This is a genomic window from Cognatiyoonia sediminum (genome assembly GCF_900129845.1).
In the GTDB taxonomy this organism is placed as follows: domain Bacteria; phylum Pseudomonadota; class Alphaproteobacteria; order Rhodobacterales; family Rhodobacteraceae; genus Cognatiyoonia; species Cognatiyoonia sediminum.
In genome coordinates, this window is the sequence record NZ_FQXB01000002.1 from 287,341 (window position 1) to 307,500 (window position 20,160).

A 20,160-nucleotide genomic window follows, 5' to 3' on the forward strand; every position below is an offset into this window, starting at 1 on the left:
CACTATCGTTTCGCGCGGTCGCTGACCATGCTTTCAACTGCTCTCGTGGAAAAAGTCATAAATTGTTTGCGCCATCGCTTCTGAAATTCCATCGACAGCCTTCAAATCTGACAAATTCGCCCTTGATACAGCCTTAGCCGATCCGAAGTGCGCCAGAAGGGCGCGTTTTCGCGTCGCCCCAACACCTGGGACGTCATCCAATGGCGTCGCGCCGATGGCCTTGCTGCGTTTTGCCCTGTGCGTTCCAATCGCAAATCGATGCGCTTCGTCTCTCATGCGTTGAATAAAGTACAAAACTGGATCGTTGTGGCGTAGCGCCATGACGGATTTTCCGGTGCGGTGAAACTCCTCTTTGCCCGCATCGCGATCTTCGCCTTTGGCCACCCCGACCATAGCGACGTCGCTTACATTGAGGTCATCCATAATCTCACGAACAGCACTGACTTGACCCGCGCCGCCATCGATCAACAGCAGGTCAGGCCATGTCCCCTCAGTCCGAACCGGATCTTCTTTCAGCAAGCGCTTGAACCGTCGGGCCAGCACTTCTTTCATCATGCCGAAATCATCGCCGGGGGTTAGATCATCCCCTTTGATGTTGAATTTGCGGTACTGGTTTTTCTCAAATCCCTCTGGTCCCGCAACTATCATAGCGCCGACAGCATGTGCCCCTTGGATATGGCTGTTATCGTAGACCTCGATCCGTTTAGGCGGTTCGGGTAAGTCAAACGCTTCGGCGACCCCTTTCAACAAACGACCCTGGGTGGCGGATTCAGACATTTTCCGAGCGAGGCTTTCGCGCGCATTGCGGAGCGCGCCTTTGACCAAGTCCGCCTTCTCACCGCGCTGAGGTACCTGAAGATCGAACTTTCGACCCGCTTTCTCTGCTAATGCAGCAGCCATCAGGTCTTGATCATCAAGTCCATGTGACAAAAGCACCATCCGCGGTGGTTCTCGTGTGGTGTAAAACTGGCCGACAAAAGCCTCCATCACTTCCATCGGATCTTCCTCACCACTGATCCTAGGATAGTAGTCGTGGTTCCCCCAGTTTTGGTTGGCGCGAATGAAGAAGACCTGCACGCAGGCTTGGCCACCATCGATATGCAAGGCGAAGATATCCGCCTCTGCGACGCCTTGTGGATTGATGCCCTGCGACGACTGTACCTGTGTTAATGCTTTGATCCGATCGCGAAGCGCTGCGGCCTTTTCAAATTCCATCGCTTTAGAGGCTGCCTGCATCTCCTTGGCCAAACTTTCCTGTATACCCTTGGTTCGACCGGACAGGAATTTCTCAGCCGATTTTACGTTGGCCGCATAGTCGCTTTCGGAAATCAGCCCGACGCAGGGGCCTGAACACCGTTTGATCTGGTACTGAAGACACGGCCGCGTCCGTGTTGCAAAATCGGAGTCGCTGCAGTTTCGAAGAAGGAAAACCCGTTGCAGCTGATTTAGCGTACGGTTTACCGACCCTGCCCCTGCAAACGGTCCATAGTATTTGCCTTTCTCCTTCTTTGCTCCCCGATGCTTTTTTATCTGAGGGAAGGGATGCTCTGACGGCACCAGAATGTTTGGGAACGATTTATCGTCTCTGAGCAGAACGTTGTATCGCGGTTTGAGCTGCTTGATCAGGTTCTGTTCAAGTAAGAGCGCCTCTGTCTCGCTGCCAGTCGTTAGAAACATCATCGATGCTGTTTCTGAAATCATTCGAGCAATGCGACCGGAATGACCGGTTGGTCGAGCGTAACTGCTGACCCGGGCCTTTAGATTCTTCGCTTTGCCGACGTAAAGGACACGGCTGTCCTCATCCAACATCCGATACACACCAGGCGAGCTATCCAATGTTTTCAGATAGCTCTGAATGCGCTCATACCCTTTGAGCGCAACAATCTGAGTTGCTTGGATGTCGTGACTCATTCCGTGAAGTCCATGATTCTCTGCTGTGCTGCAACGATAGCGTGCCAGTGACAAGATAAAAGGCATCCACGGTTTATGTGGATAACTCCGTGGGCAAATCTCAGCGAATTACGAATTTCCGTTGTTTTATGGGGCTTTCAATGATTTGCCTAATTTTTAGGCAGCAAATTAAGTCTCTGAAAACAAACGGTAAAAAATACACCCCTCGGCCAAGAGTTTGAAATTATTAGCTTTTGTAAACGAAATGTGAACTCGATATCCAGCGGTGCACAACTCGACCGACTGTCACTCCAAACCGACAACATCGGGTGTCTGCCAAGCAAGGTGTTGACCCCCATCAACATTGATCATTTGACCAGTCACAGATGGTGCATCGAGAAGATATCCAAGAGCAGCCGTTATGTCTGCTGGATTGGCACCGCGCATTAAGAGCGTTGCCTTGCGCTGTCGCGCGAACTGTTCTTCGGATTGCGCGGAGCCTTTGAGGGTCGGCCCCGGCCCAATGCCGTTCACACGAACCTTTGGGGCAAGAGCCTGTGCCGAAGTTTGCGTCAGCGTCCAAAGCCCTGCCTTAGCTAAGGTGTAGCTCATGAATTCCGGCGTCAGTTTATGAACGCGCTGATCGATCATATTCACGATAAGACCTTGCGCTTCTGGCTCGCCGTTTTCGTCGGTTTCTGGGTCTGGTACCTGATCGGCAAATCGCTGGGTCAAGACAAACGGTGCGCGTAGATTGCTTTCGATATGGCGATCCCAGCTCTCACGCGTAGCTGTCCCTAATGTGTCGTATTCGAAGATTGACGCGTTGTTGATCAAAGCACTCAAAGGTCCGCCCAGCGCATCCGTTGCGCGTTGAATTAGCGTTTCGGTTTGCCCCTCCTGCAAAAGATCAGCTTGGACCGAGACGGCCTGAACACCTTGTGCCTTGATCTCATCGACAGTCGCCTCCGCCTGCTCTGCCGACGTTGCGAAGTGTACCGCAACATCATACCCACGCCCGCCCAGGAAAAGCGCCATCGCTCGCCCCAGCCGGGCCGCGCCACCGGTTACGAGCGCGCGCATTTGCGGCATTAGACCAGCACCAAAAAGATGTATGTCGCGTAGAGCGCCGACAGAATAACGCCCCAGATACGGCTGATATCCATTTTGAAGAAGACAAATGGAATAAGCAGAAGCGATGCGCCGAGCATTATCCAGATATCAAAGCTCAGAATTTCGTCATCTACTGGGATGGTCCCGAACAAGCTCGCTACACCCATAATGCCAAGTAGATTGAACATGTTCGAACCGATGACGTTGCCCAGCGCCACATCTGCTTGGCGACGGATCGCAGCAGACATTGTCGTCGCAAGCTCAGGAAGTGACGTGCCGACCGCAACAAGTGTTAGACCAATGACCGTTTCACTTACCCCAAACCCACGCGCGATGTTGGTCGAACCATTGACGAGAAGATCGGCGCCAAGCGGCAAACCAATGATTCCCAACAGAAGGAAAAACAGGATCTTGCCCCAACCCAAATTCGGGTCCGCGCCTTCGATTTCTTCCTCATCATCTGGCTCGGCTTCTCGGTGTTTCTTTGCTTCAAACGCTGCCCATGTCAGCATCGCTGCCAAGGCTGCGAGCAAAATGAAACCGTCTTGCCAGGTGATTGGCCCAAGAAAGCAAATGACCATGAAGAGTGCGGTCGCCGCAAGCATTTGGACGTATGATTTTTTCGTATCGCAATCACTCGTGTGCATCGCGGCAAACATCGCAGGAACACCCAATACAAGCAGGACATTCGCCGTGTTGGATCCGACAACATTACCTAGCGCGAGCCCAGGAACACCTTCGTAAATCGATTGAATTGAGATCAACAGCTCTGGCGCGGACGTGCCGAACGCCACGATCGTGAGTGACACGATCAATGCCGGAATTCCTACGCGCAAAGACATATTCACCGCGCCGCGCACGAGCGAGTCGCCCGCAAGCAGCAGCAGCACAAGGCCGAGTGCTACGTAGATCCAATCCAACAAAGATTAGCCCCTTCCGCAGCGACAGCTGCCTTTGCCGATGCGGTATCGTCCGCATGATTTGCATTTAGCCGCTTCCAGTTTGTCCTGACCCGGAAACCGCCATTTCCCAAAGATAGCGAGGACGGCCATAAAAGCCATAAAAAGGAAGATTATTTTTGCCAGCATGTTAGAGGCCGAACCGCGCGAAAGCTGCACGTTCTTCAAGCGACCCAATCGCATCGCCAACCACGCGCGCACCCACCCTTTGTAAGAGCGATTTGCGCTGACCAAAGCGCCGGAAACGAACCTTGTCGCCAAACTGAGCTTTCATGAATGGGACAAGATGCTCAATGCCATCAGCCAATCCTTGGTCCACACCTTTCTGACCGATGAAAACTTCGCCCGTAAAGAGGTCTGGGTTGTCAGAAAGCTTGTCTCCACGACGCGCTTTCACGTGATCAATGAAGATAGCGTGCAAATCTTCCAGCCATCCTTTGAGACGTTTCACATCGGCGGGCGCAAGCGGCTTGAAGGGGTCCAACATCGATTTTGACTTACCCGCCGTATGCACTCGACGCTCAACCCCATACCGTTCAATGGCGTCCTGAAACCCGAAACCAGCTGAAATCACGCCGATTGAGCCAACAATAGACCCTTGGTCGACATAAATTTCATCGGCCGCACAGGCGAGCCAATAACCACCCGACGCTGCAACGTCTTCCACAAAGGCGTAGACTGGAACTTCGGTCTCTGCTGATAGCCTCTGTATCCGTGCAGCTATGAGCGACGATTGGACGGGCGAACCGCCAGGGCAATTGATTTGCAGCGCAACCGCTTGAGGTTTGCCTTTGCGAAAGGCTTTTTCAATCACGGGTGCAAGCGACGGGTCGTCCAACCCGCTGCCGCTATTTGTTATCGCGCCTTGCAAGCGGACGACATTGACCAACGGGTCGGATTTCATAAAGGGAAGAATGTTTTTCATGCTGTTGATTTAGGTTTCCGTACCAGACCCAGCAAGGGGAGCTTATTGCCGGATGCGCCATCCTGTCTTGAAAATCCACCAAATGACGCCAAGGCACATGGCTGTGAACAGTCCGATGGCGAAAAGAGAGATCGCGACCGGCACATCCGCCGTATCGAAGAAGGCCCACCGGAACCCTGAGATCAAATAGACCACGGGGTTGAACAGGGTGATATTTTGCCAAACAGTCGGGAGCATCGAAATGGAATAGAAACTGCCCCCTAGGAACACCAATGGGGTTATGACCAGAAGCGGAATCAATTGCAGTTGCTCGAAGTTCCCAGCCCAAATGCCAATGATGAAGCCGAGCAGAGCAAAGCTGACACAAGTCAACACCAGAAAAGAAATCATCGCTATAGGGTGCGCGATCTGAATATCCACAAAGAAGAATGAGGTCGCCAAAATCACGAGGCCTATGAATAAAGCCTTTGTTGCGGCCGCGCCGACATAGCCTATGACCACTTCGATGAAGCTAATCGGGGCAGAGAGAAGCTCATAAATTGTCCCGATGAATTTTGGGAAATATATTCCGAACGAAGCATTGGAAGTGGCTTGGGTCATCACTGTTAGCATGATCAAGCCAGGAACAATGAAGGCGCCGTAGCTTACACCTTCTACTTCGTCGATACGGCTTCCAATCGCAGCGCCAAACACGACAAAATACAGTGACGTCGACAGGACGGGAGATACTAAACTCTGAGTGATCGTCCGAAAAAACCTCGCCATCTCAAAACGATAAATTGATGCGATTGCCATAAAATTCATGACGTTTCCCTCACCAAGTCGACAAAGATATCTTCCAGACTGCTTTGCTGGGTCTCCAAATCTGTCATTTTGAGACCGGCATTTTGTAAATCTTTAAGCAGCGCCGTAATTCCAGTCCGATCGCTTCGTGTGTCGTAGTCATGGATCAATGCATTGCCGTCCGCTGCGATCTCTAGCCCTCTATCTGCCAGCTCTTGCGGGAGTTCTGAGATTGGGGTTGATAGTTCGATCCTCAGTCGTTTCTTGCCCATGCGCTGCATGAGGTCTTCTTTCTTCTCAACCAGAAGAATTGACCCTTTGCTGATGATCCCAACCCGATCCGCGATAGCTTCTGCCTCTTCGATATAGTGCGTCGTCAGGATGATTGTGACGCCAGAAGCTTTTAGTTTGGCAACCACGTCCCACATGTCCTTGCGTAGCTCAACGTCAACGCCCGCTGTGGGTTCGTCCAGAAAGAGGATCGAAGGTTCATGGCTAAGTGCTTTAGCGATCAGCACCCGACGCTTCATCCCGCCTGAAAGCATCATGATTTTGCTGTCGCGTTTGTCGTGAAGCGAGAGGTCTTTGAGAATTTGGTCGATCAGGGCGTCATTTCGGGGTTTACCAAAGAGCCCGCGAGAAAAGCGCACCGTGTTCATTACGGTCTCAAAGGGCTCAAGATTTATTTCTTGCGGGACAAGCCCAATCAGATTTCGGGCAGCTCGGAAATCAGTGACAACGTCATGACCGCCCACTCTCACTGTGCCAGAAGTCGGGATGGAAATTCCGCAGATCGTTGAAATCAATGTGGTTTTTCCAGCGCCATTAGGCCCAAGAAGAGCAAGGATTTCGCCCTTTTCAATCTCCAGATTGACGCCGCTCAGTGCTTCAAATCCGCCCGCATAGGATTTTTTTAGATCTCGAACAGAAACGATGGACGTCACTATGCACCCCTCCAATTTGCACAAGCACTATCGCAGGTAAGCGGGAAGGGAAAGCTAGACAATCGAACCCAAATATTGGACCGATCTCTCTTAAGTTAGATTTTTTGCTGCGCGTTAAGCGAAGTCCGTTGACCCGCGCCCGTGACGACACGCGTTAAGCACCACACCTAAGACGTTCGTATGTTCCGCAATTTCGCGCTCGCAAATGTCGAATTGGCTATATTTGGTGGCATTTGCTCGACTAATAATCAAGGCACAGTCAACGTTCTTAAGAAAGGCGCGCGTGTCGTCATTCACCAAAACAGACGGTAGATCGAAGATCATCACATCGGGGTGGAACCGCTGTTGAACTTCATCTAATACCGTTGTCGCCTGTTCGGACAAAAGGATGCGCGACGGATCACTCTCTGGGCTGCTTGCCATCGAAATTGCCAGGTTATCCCCAATACGCAGCGCCTGTTCTTCAAAACTGACATCACCTTCCAGCAAAGAACCGATAGAGTTTCGAGGGTTCTTTTCGAAGAATTGATTTACAGAAGGATCGCGCAAATCCATATCGAACAACATCGAGCGAAGTTCTTTTTGGCGTGCCAAACCGAGGGCCAGATTACAGGCAGTCGTCGTTTTTCCGCTGTCCGGCATAGGAGATGTAATCGCCAAGCGGGTCCAACCATTCTGTTGCATCTGCAAAAGGATCTTGGTGCGCAGAATATCAAACGGAGTTGCTGCTGAAGAAGCTGTTTGTGTTACGACGCGATGCTCACGAAGTTTGTCCGCTGGAGGATGAAATTCTTCGAGCTGGCTCCACACGACTGAACCGGCACTGCGCTGCTGCTTCCGCCGCGCCAAGTCCTCCGTTAGCCGCCGTTCGGGCGCCTTACCCGTTCGGTTCTGACGTGCTGTGGCGAGTGCGGCCTGAAGTTTTTCCATTGGCTGTTCCGCTTTCTATTCTAAACGTCTCGGGAGGGTTGAATACTTATAGTCCCAGCCGGTTTGTGATCCGCGCGACGATAACATCGAGCGGGAGATAGTACGTGTCGATATACCACAATATTAAAGGTACCCCGATCAAGACGACGAGGAGCGCGCCCGCGAGCAAGGCCATTCGCATACGACGTTGCCTCTTGCTTTCCATGTAAGGGATTGAAGCAATCGGCGTCACGTTGAATTTCGCTTCTATTTCCTCTGGCCGCCTAATTGTCCTATTTGTGATCTCAAGAAGAACAAAGAAACCAGCCGCCAGAGCTAAACCGGCACCGACTCCAATGGTTGCGATCCGAATCCTATTGGGTCCAGAAGGATCTTGCGGCACGTTCGGGTTTTCGATGATGGTCAGTTTCTGGCCTTGGTTCGATGCTTCAATATCAAGGGCGAGCCGTGACCGATCCAAATTGTTGTTGGCAGCATTATAGCGGCTTTGAAGGTTTGCAAAATCGCGTTCGAGCGTGGCTAATGCGATACCATTTGCTGCCGTCGCCTGAATAGAGCTATCGATTTGCGTAAGCTCAGTTTCGATCTCCGCACGTTCGTTAACATTGCTCGCCATTCGATCTTCAAACTCGGCTATGCGAAGTTGCAAAAGAGCATTCTCAGGAGATTGGAACGTATCGTCGACGTCATTGGGCTGCGTTTCACTTACAATTTCACGCAGCTGATCAATTTGGTTCTGCAGCAAAACCACGCGTGGGTTCGTATCACTATAGACAGCGCGCGCTCTTCGTAACTCCAACTCAAGTTGCTCCAGTTGCTGTTCCTCCGGCGAAAGCGCTGTTCCGCCAGGCCGGCTCAAACGCCCTGTCGTTTCGAAAAACCGAATGGCCTCGTCGCGTTGACGTTCAAGGTCAGCAAAGTCCTTTTCTAATCGATCTATCCGTTCAAGCAGTTGCGCCTGACGGCCATAACGAAAGTCCAAATCTTCGGGTAGCGCGTCAGCATTCTCTGCCTTAAACGAGACAATTCGAGCACTCTGCTGGTCCAAGTCAGCCGACAGACGATCAACTTCGCGCTGGAAGAACGCCAAGGTATTTTCAACCTGCGCATTTGTGTTTGATGAATTATCCGCTTGGATCAATGTCAGGTATTCACTGACAACTCGCGCAGCGATTTGACCTGTCCGCGCTTCAAAGGAAATCCTCATCAAGGTAACTTGATTTCGGCCACCGCTAAGTTGAACCGAGGTATTTGCAAGCATTTCAGTGAAAATCGCATCAGGTGTCATGTCTTGCATGTCTTCGAAAACGTTCAGCTCATTGGCAATATCAATGAGATTTGCTCGTGTGAGCAGACGTTCGCGAATGAGCCGCAATTGCTGATCGGGATTAATACTGTTTGCGACACCCACCTCGATCTGAGCTTCCTCGATCAACAGCCTTGCCGAGGATGTGTAGGTCGGCGCGGCATTGTAGGCCGTCGCAACGCCCAAAACCGAACAGACCAAAAAGATCGTCAACATCACCGGTAGCCGGCGAAGAAACAGTGAGAAATAAAAACGGAGATCTAGGTTCATCTTGCTGCTCTTTCACCCAGGTCGGTGCGATTGGTCAAAAACAAGGGAGGCGGCGACATTGGCTTCACTATTCCATCTTTGATGAGTTCTTCAACTGTACCGACATCTACATGGGTCTGCTGTTCGGACGCTGCGTAAACAAGCGCAAGGTCGCAAAGTTTATTCACAATGCGCGGAATACCTTGGGATTGATAAAAGATATATTGGATCGCTTGAGGCGTGAACTCCTGCCCGTTTCCGCCTACATGTTTTAGTCTGTGGGCAATATATTGATGCGTCGTCACCGTGTCCATTGGATCAAGGTGATAGGTTGCCGATACCCGCTGCGCAAATTGCCTGAGTTCTGGCAAAGCGATCATATCTTGCAATTCGGGTTGGCCCACGAGGATCAGTTGCAACAACTCATCCTTGTTAGAATTGATGTTGGTGAGCATCCGTAGCTCTTCCAGTACTTCCTTCTCTAGGTTTTGAGCTTCATCAATAATCAAAAGGACATATCGACCATGTGCATATTCATTGATGACGAATTCCTGGAATTGATTGAACAGTGTCACGTAATCTTCTTCGGCGCTAAAGGGCAAACCAAGGGAACTGGATACCCAACGAAGCAAGTCACCTCGACCGCCTTGGGCGTTGGAGATCAAACCCACGGTCACGTCGTCGCTGATCTGCCCTAGCAACGCTTGAATCAATGTTGTCTTACCTGTCCCGACTTCACCTGTGACAACTGTGAGCGGCGCGCGCGTTACCATTCCATACTCAAGGATGGCGAATGCCCGACGATGATCCTTCGACCAAAACAAGAAATCTGGGTCAGGAAGAATCTTGAATGGGCGTTCGGAGAACCCGAAATATTCTGAATAAAGGTCACCTGACACGCGCGTAACGCTCTTTTCTTTTACACGTTAAACAATTCAACTTCGCACACTTTACACCTGCAAGACGCCGAAATTGCGGAGTTGATATGGCGATGCTGGGTAAAGGTTTAAACCGCTAATGGAATATCGATTCGCATCTTTGCTAAGATTTTTGTGCAGTTATTCATCAATTGAAAGAGAATCGTAAACAAATGGGGCCTTTTGAACACATTGTTCCCATATTTTGACAACTAGGCTAAGAAAATTCCCCGTATTTGATTTTAACTAGACCTGACAAAGCCACATTCTGAGCCTTATTTAATAGGTTAAAGAAGCAGTTAACCGTGTTGGACCGAAATTGAATCTAACCTTTGAAGATTTAGAGCCTAATGCTATAGTCCCCTTGGGGCTAACAAGTGTGCGTGCCACGTTGGTACGCGGTTCAACAAGTTTGGAGGTCGCTGGTTCGACCGTGTTGCTGCTATGACATTACATGTACGAGTTAACGAAGACGTTGCGGTTTCGCCGACTTCTTCCGTAGAATCCTTTAAATCTCAGACCTTTTACAAAAGCTACGCCAAGCGTGGGTTAGACATTGCGCTTGTTTTGCTTTTCCTTCCTATCGTCGGCCCGCTCGTCCTGCTGATGGCTGCGGTAACGGCTCTCAACGGGAGCAATCCATTCTATAGTCAACTTAGGGTCGGCAAGAATGGTCGGTTTTTCCGCATTTGGAAGATTCGGACGATGACCGTGGACGCGGAAGCTCGTTTGGAGAGTTACTTGAAGAGCAATCCAGAAGCGCGAGCAGAGTGGAACAAGCATCAAAAGCTCAAAAACGACCCCCGCATTACAACCGTTGGACGTTTCCTTCGAAAGGCTTCTTTAGACGAGCTTCCTCAGTTGTTTAACGTGCTGCAGGGCTCCATGTCTTTGGTAGGTCCGCGTCCAATGATGCCAGAGCAGGAACAGTACTATTTTGGTTCTGCTTATTACTCTCTTCGTCCGGGTCTAACCGGTCTTTGGCAGATTTCTGAAAGAAATGAATCCAGCTTTGTTGATCGGGTAGCCTTCGATGATGCTTATTCACGGTCGATGTCCTTTGGAACCGACATGAAAACACTCTTGAAGACTGTTCTCGTTGTGATCAGGGGAACGGGTTACTAGTTCCGACAAAATTCTTGGTAGTTTCGGCACGCTTTTTAGTAAGATGATCTGTGCGAACCTACTTCCTTTTGGAGCATTCTATGATGAATCGTACTAGTAAGATTGCCATTGTCGCGATCCTAGCCTTCTCTCTCGCAGCTTGTAAGACTGCTGAAGAAAGAGCCGAGGAGCGATATCAATCAGGGCTTAATCTACTTGAATCCGGGGATGCTGCACGCGCGATCATTGAGTTCCGCAATGTGCTTGAAGTTGAGGGCAACCATGTGGGCGCTCGCGAGACTCTCGCTCAAATCTTCCTTGATCAAGGTGACATCGGTTCGGGTTACAACCAGCTCCTGCGTCTTGCGGAGCAGTACCCTAGAGAACCGCGCTTCCGCGTCCAACTTGCCAGATTGGCTTTTGACAACCAGAGCTGGGACGAATTCCAGCGGCACGGCGGAAGTGCGGTCGAACTTTCTCCAGAAGATACTGAAGTTGCCGCCATTGATCTTGGCCTAAAATATCAGGAAGCAATTGAAGGCGACGATCTTCTCAGGGCTGAGGCGTTGGCGGCCGAAGCCGAAAGCTTGGTATCCGAATTGCCCAACAACTCGATCATCCGGAACATGTTGATCGATAATGCGATCAGAGGTTCTAGGATCGATGATGCTCTCGTTCACATCGATCACATGATTTCGCAAGATCCTGAAAACCTACGTCTGCATCAACAAAGGCTCGCGATCTTGGCCCAAAAGCAGGATCCAGACCTGCTTGAGCAGCAACTGCTGACAATGATCGAGACCTTCCCCGAAGAAGATGAAATTCAAAGCACACTGTTTAGGTTTTATACGTCAACAGGGAACATTCAGGCGGCTGAAGACTTTCTTCGAAACGTAAGCGACCCTTCAGACGAAGATCCGTCTAAGTTCTTGGATTTGATTAGGTTCGTCACGGAAGTGAACGGGCCGGAGGCCGGCAAGGCTGAGATTGTGCGGGCTATCGCATCAAATCCCAACAAAGCTCCATTCGAAGCTTTGCTTGCTAGTATCGAGTTTGCGGAAGGCAAAACCTCCGAAGCCATTGCCGACATGGAGCGGATCATTTCCGAGATCGAACCATCTGAGCAACGTCGAGGGATTCAAGTCGGATTGGCAAAAATGCTGATCGGGACGGGCAATGAAGTAGGCGCTCGTAGATTAGTGGAAGAGGTTTTGGCTGAATACACTCTTCAAGTCGAAGCCTTGAAGCTGCAAGCAAGATGGCAGATCGAAGCAGACGATACAGACTCTGCTTTGCTCAGCTTGCGGACCGCTCTCGATGCAAATCCGGATGACACTGAGGCGCATGAGCTGCTTGCCGAAGCGTATCAGCGTGCGGGCAACCATGAACTCGCAAGAGAAAGCTTGTCTCGCGCCGTCGAAACGTCAGGAAACGCTCCAGAGCAATCGATCCGCTACGCGTCAGCGCTCATGGAAAGAAGGCAGTTCCTACCATCAGAAAACGTCTTGCTTCCGGCACTACGTCTTTCGCCAGGGAACCCAGAATTGCTTGCTGTGCTGGGACGTCTCTATCTAGAAATGGATGATCAGCCCCGTGCAAAACAAGTTATCGATACGCTGAGACGCCTCGATACCGATCGAACCAATCAAATCGCGAATGCCTTACAGGCCGACCAACTTAGATCTGCTAGCGGTATTGGCGAAGCGGTTGTCTTCCTTGAACAGCTGGCTGCTAGCAGCGAAGGTGGACTTGATGCACAACTTCTTTTGCTACGCGGCCACCTCGCGGCAGGTGACACAGATGCGGCCCAAGAATTGGTTCAGAAGCTTATTGAAGACAACCCAAACAATCGAAATTTGCCCTACGCGCTCGCCGCCGTCAAAGGTGCTTCTGGTGACTTGGATGGAGCAGCGGACGACTATCGCAAGCTTTTGGAAGACAACCCAAATAGCCCACGAATTTGGCTTGAGTTGTCCCGTATTTTGGCAAGGACTGGCGATACGACGGCTGCCGAAGAAGTCATTCAGCAAGGTTTAGCTGAAAACAATGACGATCCAAATTTGCTTTGGGCGCGCGCATCAATTTTGGAAACTGACAACAGAATTGAAGAAGCGATCGAAATTTATGAGCAGCTTTATGAACGTGCTTCAGACTCGATTATCGTGGCAAACAATCTCGCCAGTCTGCTATCGGTTTATCGGACAGACGAGGAGAGTTTAGAACGCGCTTTCACGGTTGCCCGCCGGTTCAAAGATACCGACATCCCGGCGCTTCAAGATACCTACGGTTGGATTTTGCACCGACGTGGGGACTCTGCTGAAGCCGTACCTTATCTTCAGAACGCGGCAAAGGAGCTCGATGACGATCCCTTGGCTCAGTATCACCTCGCTATGGCGTACATAGCGACAGGCGATACCGAGAACGCAAAAGTACAGCTACAAAAGGTGTTAGATGTCGCAGGTCCTGTGGATACGCGCCCTCAGATCGAAGACGCCAGATTGAAACTTGCTGAGCTTTCGCAAGCGCCAATCGAACAATAGGCCCAAGGTCGTGATGGTTTCACTACAAAGTTGAATTGTTCCTGATTTGGCCGCAGAATCTTCTTTTCCCTGACTATTTTGCAGGTACAACGGTGTCCAAAGGGGCAGAAAGGCTACTGAGATGAAGTTGATGAAATATATCGCAGCTGTTGTTGCATTGGTTATGACAGCAACCCTTTCGATGGCGCAAAGCGAATATCGGGTGAAGTCAGGCGACACTCTTGCCGTCGAAGTTCTTCAGGATCCTGCGCTGAACCGCCAAGTTTTGGTTCTGAACGACGGGCGCTTCAGCTTTCCTTTCGCCGGTACATTGACCGCTCGCGGCCGTACGATCGGGCAAATCGAAGCTGCGATCAGCGATGCAATTGCTGACAACTTCAACGCTGCGCCAGACGTTTTTGTTACGGTAACTCCTGCGATCCGTCCGGGGTCTTCCTCCGGCTCAGCCTCTGCGGCCCCAGCGACAATCAACATTTTCTTTGTTGGTGAAGTTGGCGCACCTGGCCCAAAGGCACTGCCTGCCGGCTCCACAATCCTTCAAGCGCTTTCTACTAGTGGCGGATTTACCAACTTCGCTGCAACAAAACGCGTTCAATTGCGCAGAACGGATTCCAATGGCCTGCAATCTGTGTATGAAATTAACTATGAAGCGCTGGAAAACGGCGCACAGATGCGCAGCGACGTAGCGCTACAGGATGGCGACGTCATTCTAGTACCAGAACGGCGTTTATTCGAGTAAACCTATCTTCGGGGTGGGCAAATTAAGAACTATATCAAATATCCGACCTTAGGATTTGTGACAGCGTTCGCCACGACCATGGCGGACGCTCAGGATTCTGGCGGTACGAACCTCACACTGTCTGTTTCGCAGACATTGCGTTACTCGGACAATACCGAACTGGAAGTGGATGCGAATTCTGCATTCAGCGCTCAAACCAATTTGGGCCTCAGCTACTCTTCTCAAACGCGTAGCGAAGCGTTTTCTTTTTCCGCAAATACCGGATTGGTTTTTTCACCCGATGATGGCGTAGACACGGGTATCATTGATCCGTCTCTGAGGTTCTCGTACGGGCGAACCAGTCGAACAGCCGAATTTAGCATCACCGGTTTTTATCGTTCTGTCGAATTGAACACCTTTATTGATGATGAAGACCCAGAGACTGATCTGACGGTTCTAGACGCTGGAACAAGAACAGACATAAGCGGTTCTATTTTGATGGCGTTTGGCAAGGATCAACCATTTGGTGGCTCCTTTACGCTTTCCGGTTCGACCCGCGATTATACTGACACCACTGATCCAGACCTATTGGATACAACTACTTTATCTGCGAACAGCGTTATTAATTTGCGGTTTGACGACCGGATAACCGGGCGCCTTACCGCCGGTTGGTCTGAGGTTGATGAAGACGGCGGAACCGATCAAACAACGTTGAGGTTCGGCACTGGCGTGTCTCTTTTGGTGAACCCGACTCTAACTGTCGGCTTGGATCTCAACTACTTTGACATTGAAAGTCGAGAAGGCGGCGTATCCGATCGAGAAGATGGGTTCGGCGTTACTGCCACAGCCAGTCAAACGCTGCCCAACGGTTCACTGAGCGGCAGAGTGTCTTCTAGCATCGAACAAAATGGTCGTCGCAACAGTTTCTCTCTGAGCAGAAATTGGGAACTACAGAATGGTCAACTCGGCCTAACGATCGGTGGAAGCGATTCTTCAGATACCGATTTCTCCCCCTTGTACGGCTTGAACTACAACACAGAAGTCGTACGCGGCGGCAATCTCAGGGCTAGCCTGAACCAAGCTTACAATATCGGAGCGGATGGAGATGAAGCGATTAATACGAACCTTACGGTAGGGTATAGCCAAGCTCTATCACGCGTTTCCGACGTATCGACCAGCCTCGCGTACAGAGACACAAATGCTCTGAGTGGTGACATCGAAGACGCGACCCGTTGGGATTTCAATGTAAGGTATCGGCACAGCATCAGCCGTGATTGGGGATTGGTCAGCGGCTACACTTACTCGTTCGCGACTTCTGACGGTGCCGATGATCGCGACTCAAACACGATTTTCTTTGGGGTAGATCGAGCTTTCGAATGGCGCCCGTAAGGCGCACCCTGATTGACCCATAGAACGGGCAGCGGCGGATGTCCGAAGACAACCAAAAGATAGCGACTTTGCTCGACGGTACGAGGCCGGCGATTTGGACCATTGTTGCTTTATGCGTCGCAATAGAAGCTGTTCTTACGCTGTCTGATTGGGGTGTGTTGTTTTCAACCTCGCTCAGATTTCGAGTCTATGAATATGCTGGGTTTTGGTCTGGTCTCCTCGGGGATTGGACTCCCAACTACCCGCTGCAACCTTACACTATGTTTCTGACATACGGTTTCTTGCACGCTGGTCTTGGTCACTTGATCGTAAATATGATCACCCTGGTGACCGCGGGAAACCTTGTTGTCGAACGTGTAGGAACCAAAGGGTTTCTTATTCTATATAGCGTTGCGATTGTGGGAGGTGGTATCGGCTACGGTCTACTCGCCCCAACGCTCGCGCCCATGGTCGGCGCGTCAGGAGCTCTTTTCGGACTTGTGGGCGGGCTATTGGCGTGGAGCTACATCGATCGCTTTAATCTGAACGAAGCGCTCTGGCCTGTCGCCCGGGCCGCGTTGTTTCTCGTAGGGCTAAACCTCGTCCTCTGGTGGGCAATGGACGGTCAACTTGCTTGGCAGACCCATCTTGGCGGATTTATCGCTGGGTGGATAGGCGCCCTACTCATAGATCCAAGACCGATTGAGGAATAAAAAAGCCGCCCTAAAGGGCGGCGTTTTTTGGTTGCGGGAGTAGGATTTGAACCTACGACCTTCAGGTTATGAGCCTGACGAGCTACCGGGCTGCTCCATCCCGCGCCAAGTGAGAGAGATCTATGACGAAGCCAGTGAGTCTACAAGCGAATTCGGCGAAAAACTCAGATTTTTTCGACGCATTCCTTAGTTAAGTTTAGGCAAGTAAGTTACTTCTTCGACGGGCGAATATTGATTGACGCAGCCGTCCAACTTTCGAACACCTTTTCCGCCTCTGAGATTTCTGGATCCGTGAATTCACGGTCCGATCGGGAAATGGAAAGCAGATGGCGGCGGTTGGATTCCTTCATCGAAAACGTGCAACCATACTTCAGGCCGTGTTCAGCAGCCATTTTAAGAACGCCTCGAGGATCTGGGAAAGAAACCTCTGACCACCGAATGTGACCCGTCTTAACAACGGTCCAGTAGAATAGCGGATCGAGAACGAAGAAGTTTTTGTCGAAATAGAGCTTTGCCCATTTCTCTGGATATTCGTTGTGAGAATAAACAGGTCCGTTCCAGTGAATATCGAGTGCGACTGCAAATCCCATGTCGCACATCCCCAATAGGATTTGCCGATCCTCCTCAAAGGTCGGGATCAGCCCACCTAAGTTCTTATGATCAACATCCACGTTTGGTTCCTTAGAGTAAGTGGTCTTACGATAACGTTAACATTTAACAGCTAAATGGGGAATTGTTAAATCAGGGAAGGTAATTTCTGGCTTTCACGTTGCATATACGTCCATGCCATCAATGCGTTTAAACACGTCTACGCTGCACTTTAGCGGATTTTCTCGCTCGTTTTTCAACTTGAGTGCTTCCAATTCTAGTTTCAGTCTGTCGTATTGGCCAAGCCACGCGAGTGCCGTAAGGTATTCGTACTGCCCCTCCAAAGTGCTGGGTCGCGTCTGAGACAGACGAGAAATCTCGGAAGCAACATCGGCTTTGTCGGCCATGCCTATTAATTTCTGTGAAATGTCCTGCATCACGTCATGCGAAGTATCTGCGAAATGGAATTCGACAACACCAAAAATTGGAGCGTTTTCTGTAGACTTGCGGGCCGTCACTTCTAGAAATGATTGACGGTAGCTCACCGTGGTCGCTCGGTACAGCAAAGGAAAATAAAATTGCTTGCCGCGCTCAAAATATTGAAAAACCACTTCGAACAACTGATCGCCATCGACACGGTAAATCATCGGATCGCCGATCGCGTCCTTACGAATCGACCAACCAAGCTCTTGAAAAACTTGTGATTGTTCTGTCGTAAGTCTCATTTATCCGGCCTCATCGGTTTGACGAATATCGAATGCCAAAACGAGGTATCTGCCCGAGTCGTCCTGCGCGATATTGCCGACTCGCCGAGGCTCGTATCCAGCACGACGCGCCATTCTGAGAAATGCTGGCGGCCCAAGAAACAAACAGACCTTGCCGCCGTCCTTTTGGATATAGTCGTGGATCGTACTCAAAACCATTTGCATCGGAATAGGTGTCTTATCGATGGAAATAGCCCTTGTAATTTCCCATGCATCGCTCGTTACAGGTGGCTCTTCAAAGCAAATCTCCGAAGGAATTTCGATTTTCTTGAGATAGGCGTCTCGGATCATGTAGCTGTATTCCGGTCCTATTTTGGTATCACACCGCAAGAGACGTGCGCCGGCGACGATTTCACCTTGTCTATGCGCAATAACATAGGTCGCAACCGTGGCCGTATCATATTGCTCAAACTCGATCGAACCTTCGTCGAACAGCTGCCATTTCTTTTTGTGAATGAAAATGCTGCGCCGTAAGGTGAGAAAACGCATCACGAGTTCCCATTGCGAAGCATCGCCTGGGAGTTTCAATATAGAAATTTCGATATCGTCGTGAGCCGCCACCGACATCAAACGCCTCATTCTCGTGCGGGGCAACTGCTCAACAAGAACTTGATCCCCATTTATCAGTTCTCAACATCGAACTTGAACCGGAGAAATCGGTACTTCAACACAAAAGTGACAGGCACGATATTTCGCGCAAATACCGTACACTCTTTGGATACAGTTGAACAAAATATCCAACTCTGCTTCCAAATTTGTAACAAAAAACTGCGTACATAAAGCGAATAGAAACGACGCCAGATTTGACGATGAAACAATAGGCTTTTCGGTGTAGTTACATCGTCGAGAGATCATCAGATGTTGCTTATTAGGTGTGGCAGTGACTTACTCTCCCACGCCTTAAGACGCAGTACCATCAGCGCAGCGGCACTTAACGGCCGAGTTCGGGATGGGATCGGGTGTTTTGCTCGCGCTATAACCACCACACCAAAAAAACAACATCTCCAAGTCAGTGACTTTGCATAAGTGCACTTGATTTCCAGTCTGTCTATTACTGGATCAAATCAAGCCTATCGAGCAATTAGTACCGGTCAACTGAACGCATTACTGCGCTTACATCTCCGGCCTATCGACGAAGTGGTCTACTTCGGCTCTCAGGGATACCTTGTTTTGAGGGGGGCTTCCCGCTTAGATGCCTTCAGCGGTTATCCTGTCCGTTCATAGCTACCCAGCACTGCCGTTGGCACGACAACTGGTCCACCAGTGGAACGTTCACCCCGGTCCTCTCGTACTAGGGGCAACTCCTCTCAAGTATCCTACACCCACGGCAGATAGGGACCGAACTGTCTCACGACGTTCTAAACCCAGCTCACGTACCTCTTTAAACGGCGAACAGCCGTACCCTTGGGACCTGCTCCAGCCCCAGGATGAGATGAGCCGACATCGAGGTGCCAAACGGTGCCGTCGATATGGACTCTTGGGCACCATCAGCCTGTTATCCCCGGCGTACCTTTTATCCGTTGAGCGATGGCCCTTCCACTCGGGACCACCGGATCACTATGGCCGTCTTTCGACTCTGCTCGACTTGTCAGTCTCGCAGTCAGGCTGGCTTCTGCCATTGCACTCAACGAGCGATTTCCGACCGCTCTGAGCCAACCTTCGCGCGCCTCCGTTACTGTTTGGGAGGCGACCGCCCCAGTCAAACTACCCACCACGCAGGGTCCCGGATCCAGATAATGGACCGCGGTTAGACATCAAGCAGAATAAGGGTGGTATCTCAAGGGAGGCTCCACCAAGACTGGCGTCTCGGTTTCAAAGCCCACCACCTATCCTGCACATACTGTGCCTGATGCCAATGCGAAGCTGTAGTAAAGGTGCACGGGGTCTTTCCGTCTAACCGCGGGAAGCCTGCATCTTGACAGGCAATTCAATTTCGCTGAGTCCACATTTGAGACAGCGGGGAAGTCGTTACGCCATTCGTGCAGGTCGGAACTTACCCGACAAGGAATTTCGCTACCTTAGGACCGTTATAGTTACGGCCGCCGTTTACTTGGGCTTCAATTCGGAGCTTGCACTCCTCCTTTTAACCTTCAAGCACCGGGCAGGCGTCAGACCCTATACGTCGTCTTGCGACTTCGCAGAGCCCTGTGTTTTTAGTAAACAGTCGCCACCCCCTGGTTTGTGCCCCCGACCAAAAGTTGCCTTCTAATCGGGCCTCCTTCTCGCGAACTTACGGAGGTATTTTGCCGAGTTCCTTAAATGTGGTTCTCTCAAGCGCCTTGGTATTCTCTACCAGTCCACCTGTGTCGGTTTAGGGTACGATCTAATGGAGGGCTATTTCCAGGAACC

Annotated in this window: 17 protein-coding genes, 1 tRNA gene and 2 rRNA genes (1 of these 20 only partly in view); 5 read left to right on the forward strand and 15 right to left on the reverse strand. The window is 50.7% G+C overall.

The features are described 5' to 3' along the window. Window positions 1–33: 33 nt before the first annotated feature. The 9 genes from uvrC to BUA85_RS09770 form a co-directional block, all read right to left on the reverse strand. Window positions 34–1,911, reverse strand: a complete 1,878-nt coding sequence (uvrC, locus tag BUA85_RS09725; RefSeq protein WP_072900900.1) for an excinuclease ABC subunit UvrC — start codon at window positions 1,909–1,911, stop codon at window positions 34–36. Between the two features lie 285 nt (window positions 1,912–2,196). After that, window positions 2,197–2,973, reverse strand: coding sequence for an SDR family oxidoreductase (locus tag BUA85_RS09730; RefSeq protein ID WP_072900901.1), 777 nt, complete (start codon window positions 2,971–2,973; stop codon window positions 2,197–2,199). Window positions 2,974–2,981: 8 nt separating this feature from the next. Then, window positions 2,982–3,926: a calcium/sodium antiporter gene (locus BUA85_RS09735; RefSeq protein WP_072900740.1), complete on the reverse strand. Its 945-nt coding sequence runs from the start codon at window positions 3,924–3,926 to the stop codon at window positions 2,982–2,984. A gap of 166 nt (window positions 3,927–4,092) precedes the next feature. Further along, a complete protein-coding gene (locus BUA85_RS09745; protein ID WP_072900742.1) occupies window positions 4,093–4,887 on the reverse strand; it encodes a S49 family peptidase in 795 nt (264 codons plus the stop codon). Window positions 4,888–4,929: 42 nt separating this feature from the next. Further along, a complete protein-coding gene (locus BUA85_RS09750; protein WP_072900743.1) occupies window positions 4,930–5,691 on the reverse strand; it encodes an ABC transporter permease in 762 nt (253 codons plus the stop codon). Next, window positions 5,688–6,614, reverse strand: coding sequence for an ABC transporter ATP-binding protein (locus tag BUA85_RS09755; protein WP_072900744.1), 927 nt, complete (start codon window positions 6,612–6,614; stop codon window positions 5,688–5,690). The genes BUA85_RS09750 and BUA85_RS09755 overlap by 4 nt, the downstream gene beginning before the upstream one ends. A 114-nt stretch (window positions 6,615–6,728) precedes the next feature. Next, window positions 6,729–7,544 (reverse strand): CpsD/CapB family tyrosine-protein kinase, encoded by an 816-nt coding sequence (locus tag BUA85_RS09760; protein ID WP_072900745.1) that lies wholly within the window; start codon window positions 7,542–7,544, stop codon window positions 6,729–6,731. 46 nt (window positions 7,545–7,590) lie between these two features. Further along, window positions 7,591–9,120, reverse strand: coding sequence for a GumC family protein (locus tag BUA85_RS09765; RefSeq protein WP_072900746.1), 1,530 nt, complete (start codon window positions 9,118–9,120; stop codon window positions 7,591–7,593). After that, window positions 9,117–9,872, reverse strand: a complete 756-nt coding sequence (locus tag BUA85_RS09770) for an ExeA family protein (RefSeq protein WP_278246404.1) — start codon at window positions 9,870–9,872, stop codon at window positions 9,117–9,119. The genes BUA85_RS09765 and BUA85_RS09770 overlap by 4 nt, the downstream gene beginning before the upstream one ends. A gap of 588 nt (window positions 9,873–10,460) precedes the next feature. Between BUA85_RS09770 and BUA85_RS09775 the strand changes: the two genes are divergently transcribed. The 5 genes from BUA85_RS09775 to BUA85_RS09795 all read left to right on the forward strand — a co-directional run bounded on the left by BUA85_RS09775 (window position 10,461) and on the right by BUA85_RS09795 (window position 16,459). Next, window positions 10,461–11,141, forward strand: coding sequence for a sugar transferase (locus BUA85_RS09775; RefSeq protein WP_072900748.1), 681 nt, complete (start codon window positions 10,461–10,463; stop codon window positions 11,139–11,141). Between the two features lie 80 nt (window positions 11,142–11,221). Beyond that, window positions 11,222–13,660, forward strand: a complete 2,439-nt coding sequence (locus BUA85_RS09780; protein WP_083526237.1) for a tetratricopeptide repeat protein — start codon at window positions 11,222–11,224, stop codon at window positions 13,658–13,660. 121 nt (window positions 13,661–13,781) lie between these two features. Next, window positions 13,782–14,399 carry a polysaccharide biosynthesis/export family protein gene (locus BUA85_RS09785; RefSeq protein WP_110559080.1) on the forward strand — a complete coding sequence of 206 codons (618 nt, stop codon included), beginning with the start codon at window positions 13,782–13,784 and terminating at the stop codon, window positions 14,397–14,399. Window positions 14,400–14,456: 57 nt separating this feature from the next. Next, complete coding sequence (locus BUA85_RS09790; RefSeq protein WP_131802787.1) at window positions 14,457–15,767, forward strand: fimbria/pilus outer membrane usher protein; 1,311 nt, start codon at window positions 14,457–14,459, stop codon at window positions 15,765–15,767. 38 nt (window positions 15,768–15,805) lie between these two features. Continuing rightward, window positions 15,806–16,459 carry a rhomboid family intramembrane serine protease gene (locus tag BUA85_RS09795; RefSeq protein ID WP_072900750.1) on the forward strand — a complete coding sequence of 218 codons (654 nt, stop codon included), beginning with the start codon at window positions 15,806–15,808 and terminating at the stop codon, window positions 16,457–16,459. 28 nt (window positions 16,460–16,487) lie between these two features. On the opposite strand, the gene BUA85_RS09800 is transcribed toward BUA85_RS09795, so the two are convergent. From BUA85_RS09800 to BUA85_RS09825, 6 genes are all read right to left on the reverse strand, one after another. Continuing rightward, window positions 16,488–16,564 (reverse strand) — tRNA-Met (locus BUA85_RS09800). Window positions 16,565–16,668: 104 nt separating this feature from the next. Beyond that, a complete protein-coding gene (locus BUA85_RS09805; protein WP_131802788.1) occupies window positions 16,669–17,130 on the reverse strand; it encodes an autoinducer binding domain-containing protein in 462 nt (153 codons plus the stop codon). 93 nt (window positions 17,131–17,223) lie between these two features. Then, window positions 17,224–17,772 carry a DUF6990 domain-containing protein gene (locus tag BUA85_RS09810; protein ID WP_072900752.1) on the reverse strand — a complete coding sequence of 183 codons (549 nt, stop codon included), beginning with the start codon at window positions 17,770–17,772 and terminating at the stop codon, window positions 17,224–17,226. Further along, window positions 17,773–18,300, reverse strand: a complete 528-nt coding sequence (locus tag BUA85_RS09815; RefSeq protein ID WP_165611607.1) for an acyl-homoserine-lactone synthase — start codon at window positions 18,298–18,300, stop codon at window positions 17,773–17,775. Window positions 18,301–18,683: 383 nt separating this feature from the next. Beyond that, window positions 18,684–18,798 (reverse strand): 5S ribosomal RNA (gene rrf, locus BUA85_RS09820). A 73-nt stretch (window positions 18,799–18,871) separates the two neighbouring features. Continuing rightward, window positions 18,872–20,160 (reverse strand): 23S ribosomal RNA (locus BUA85_RS09825) (it continues 1,545 nt past the right edge of the window).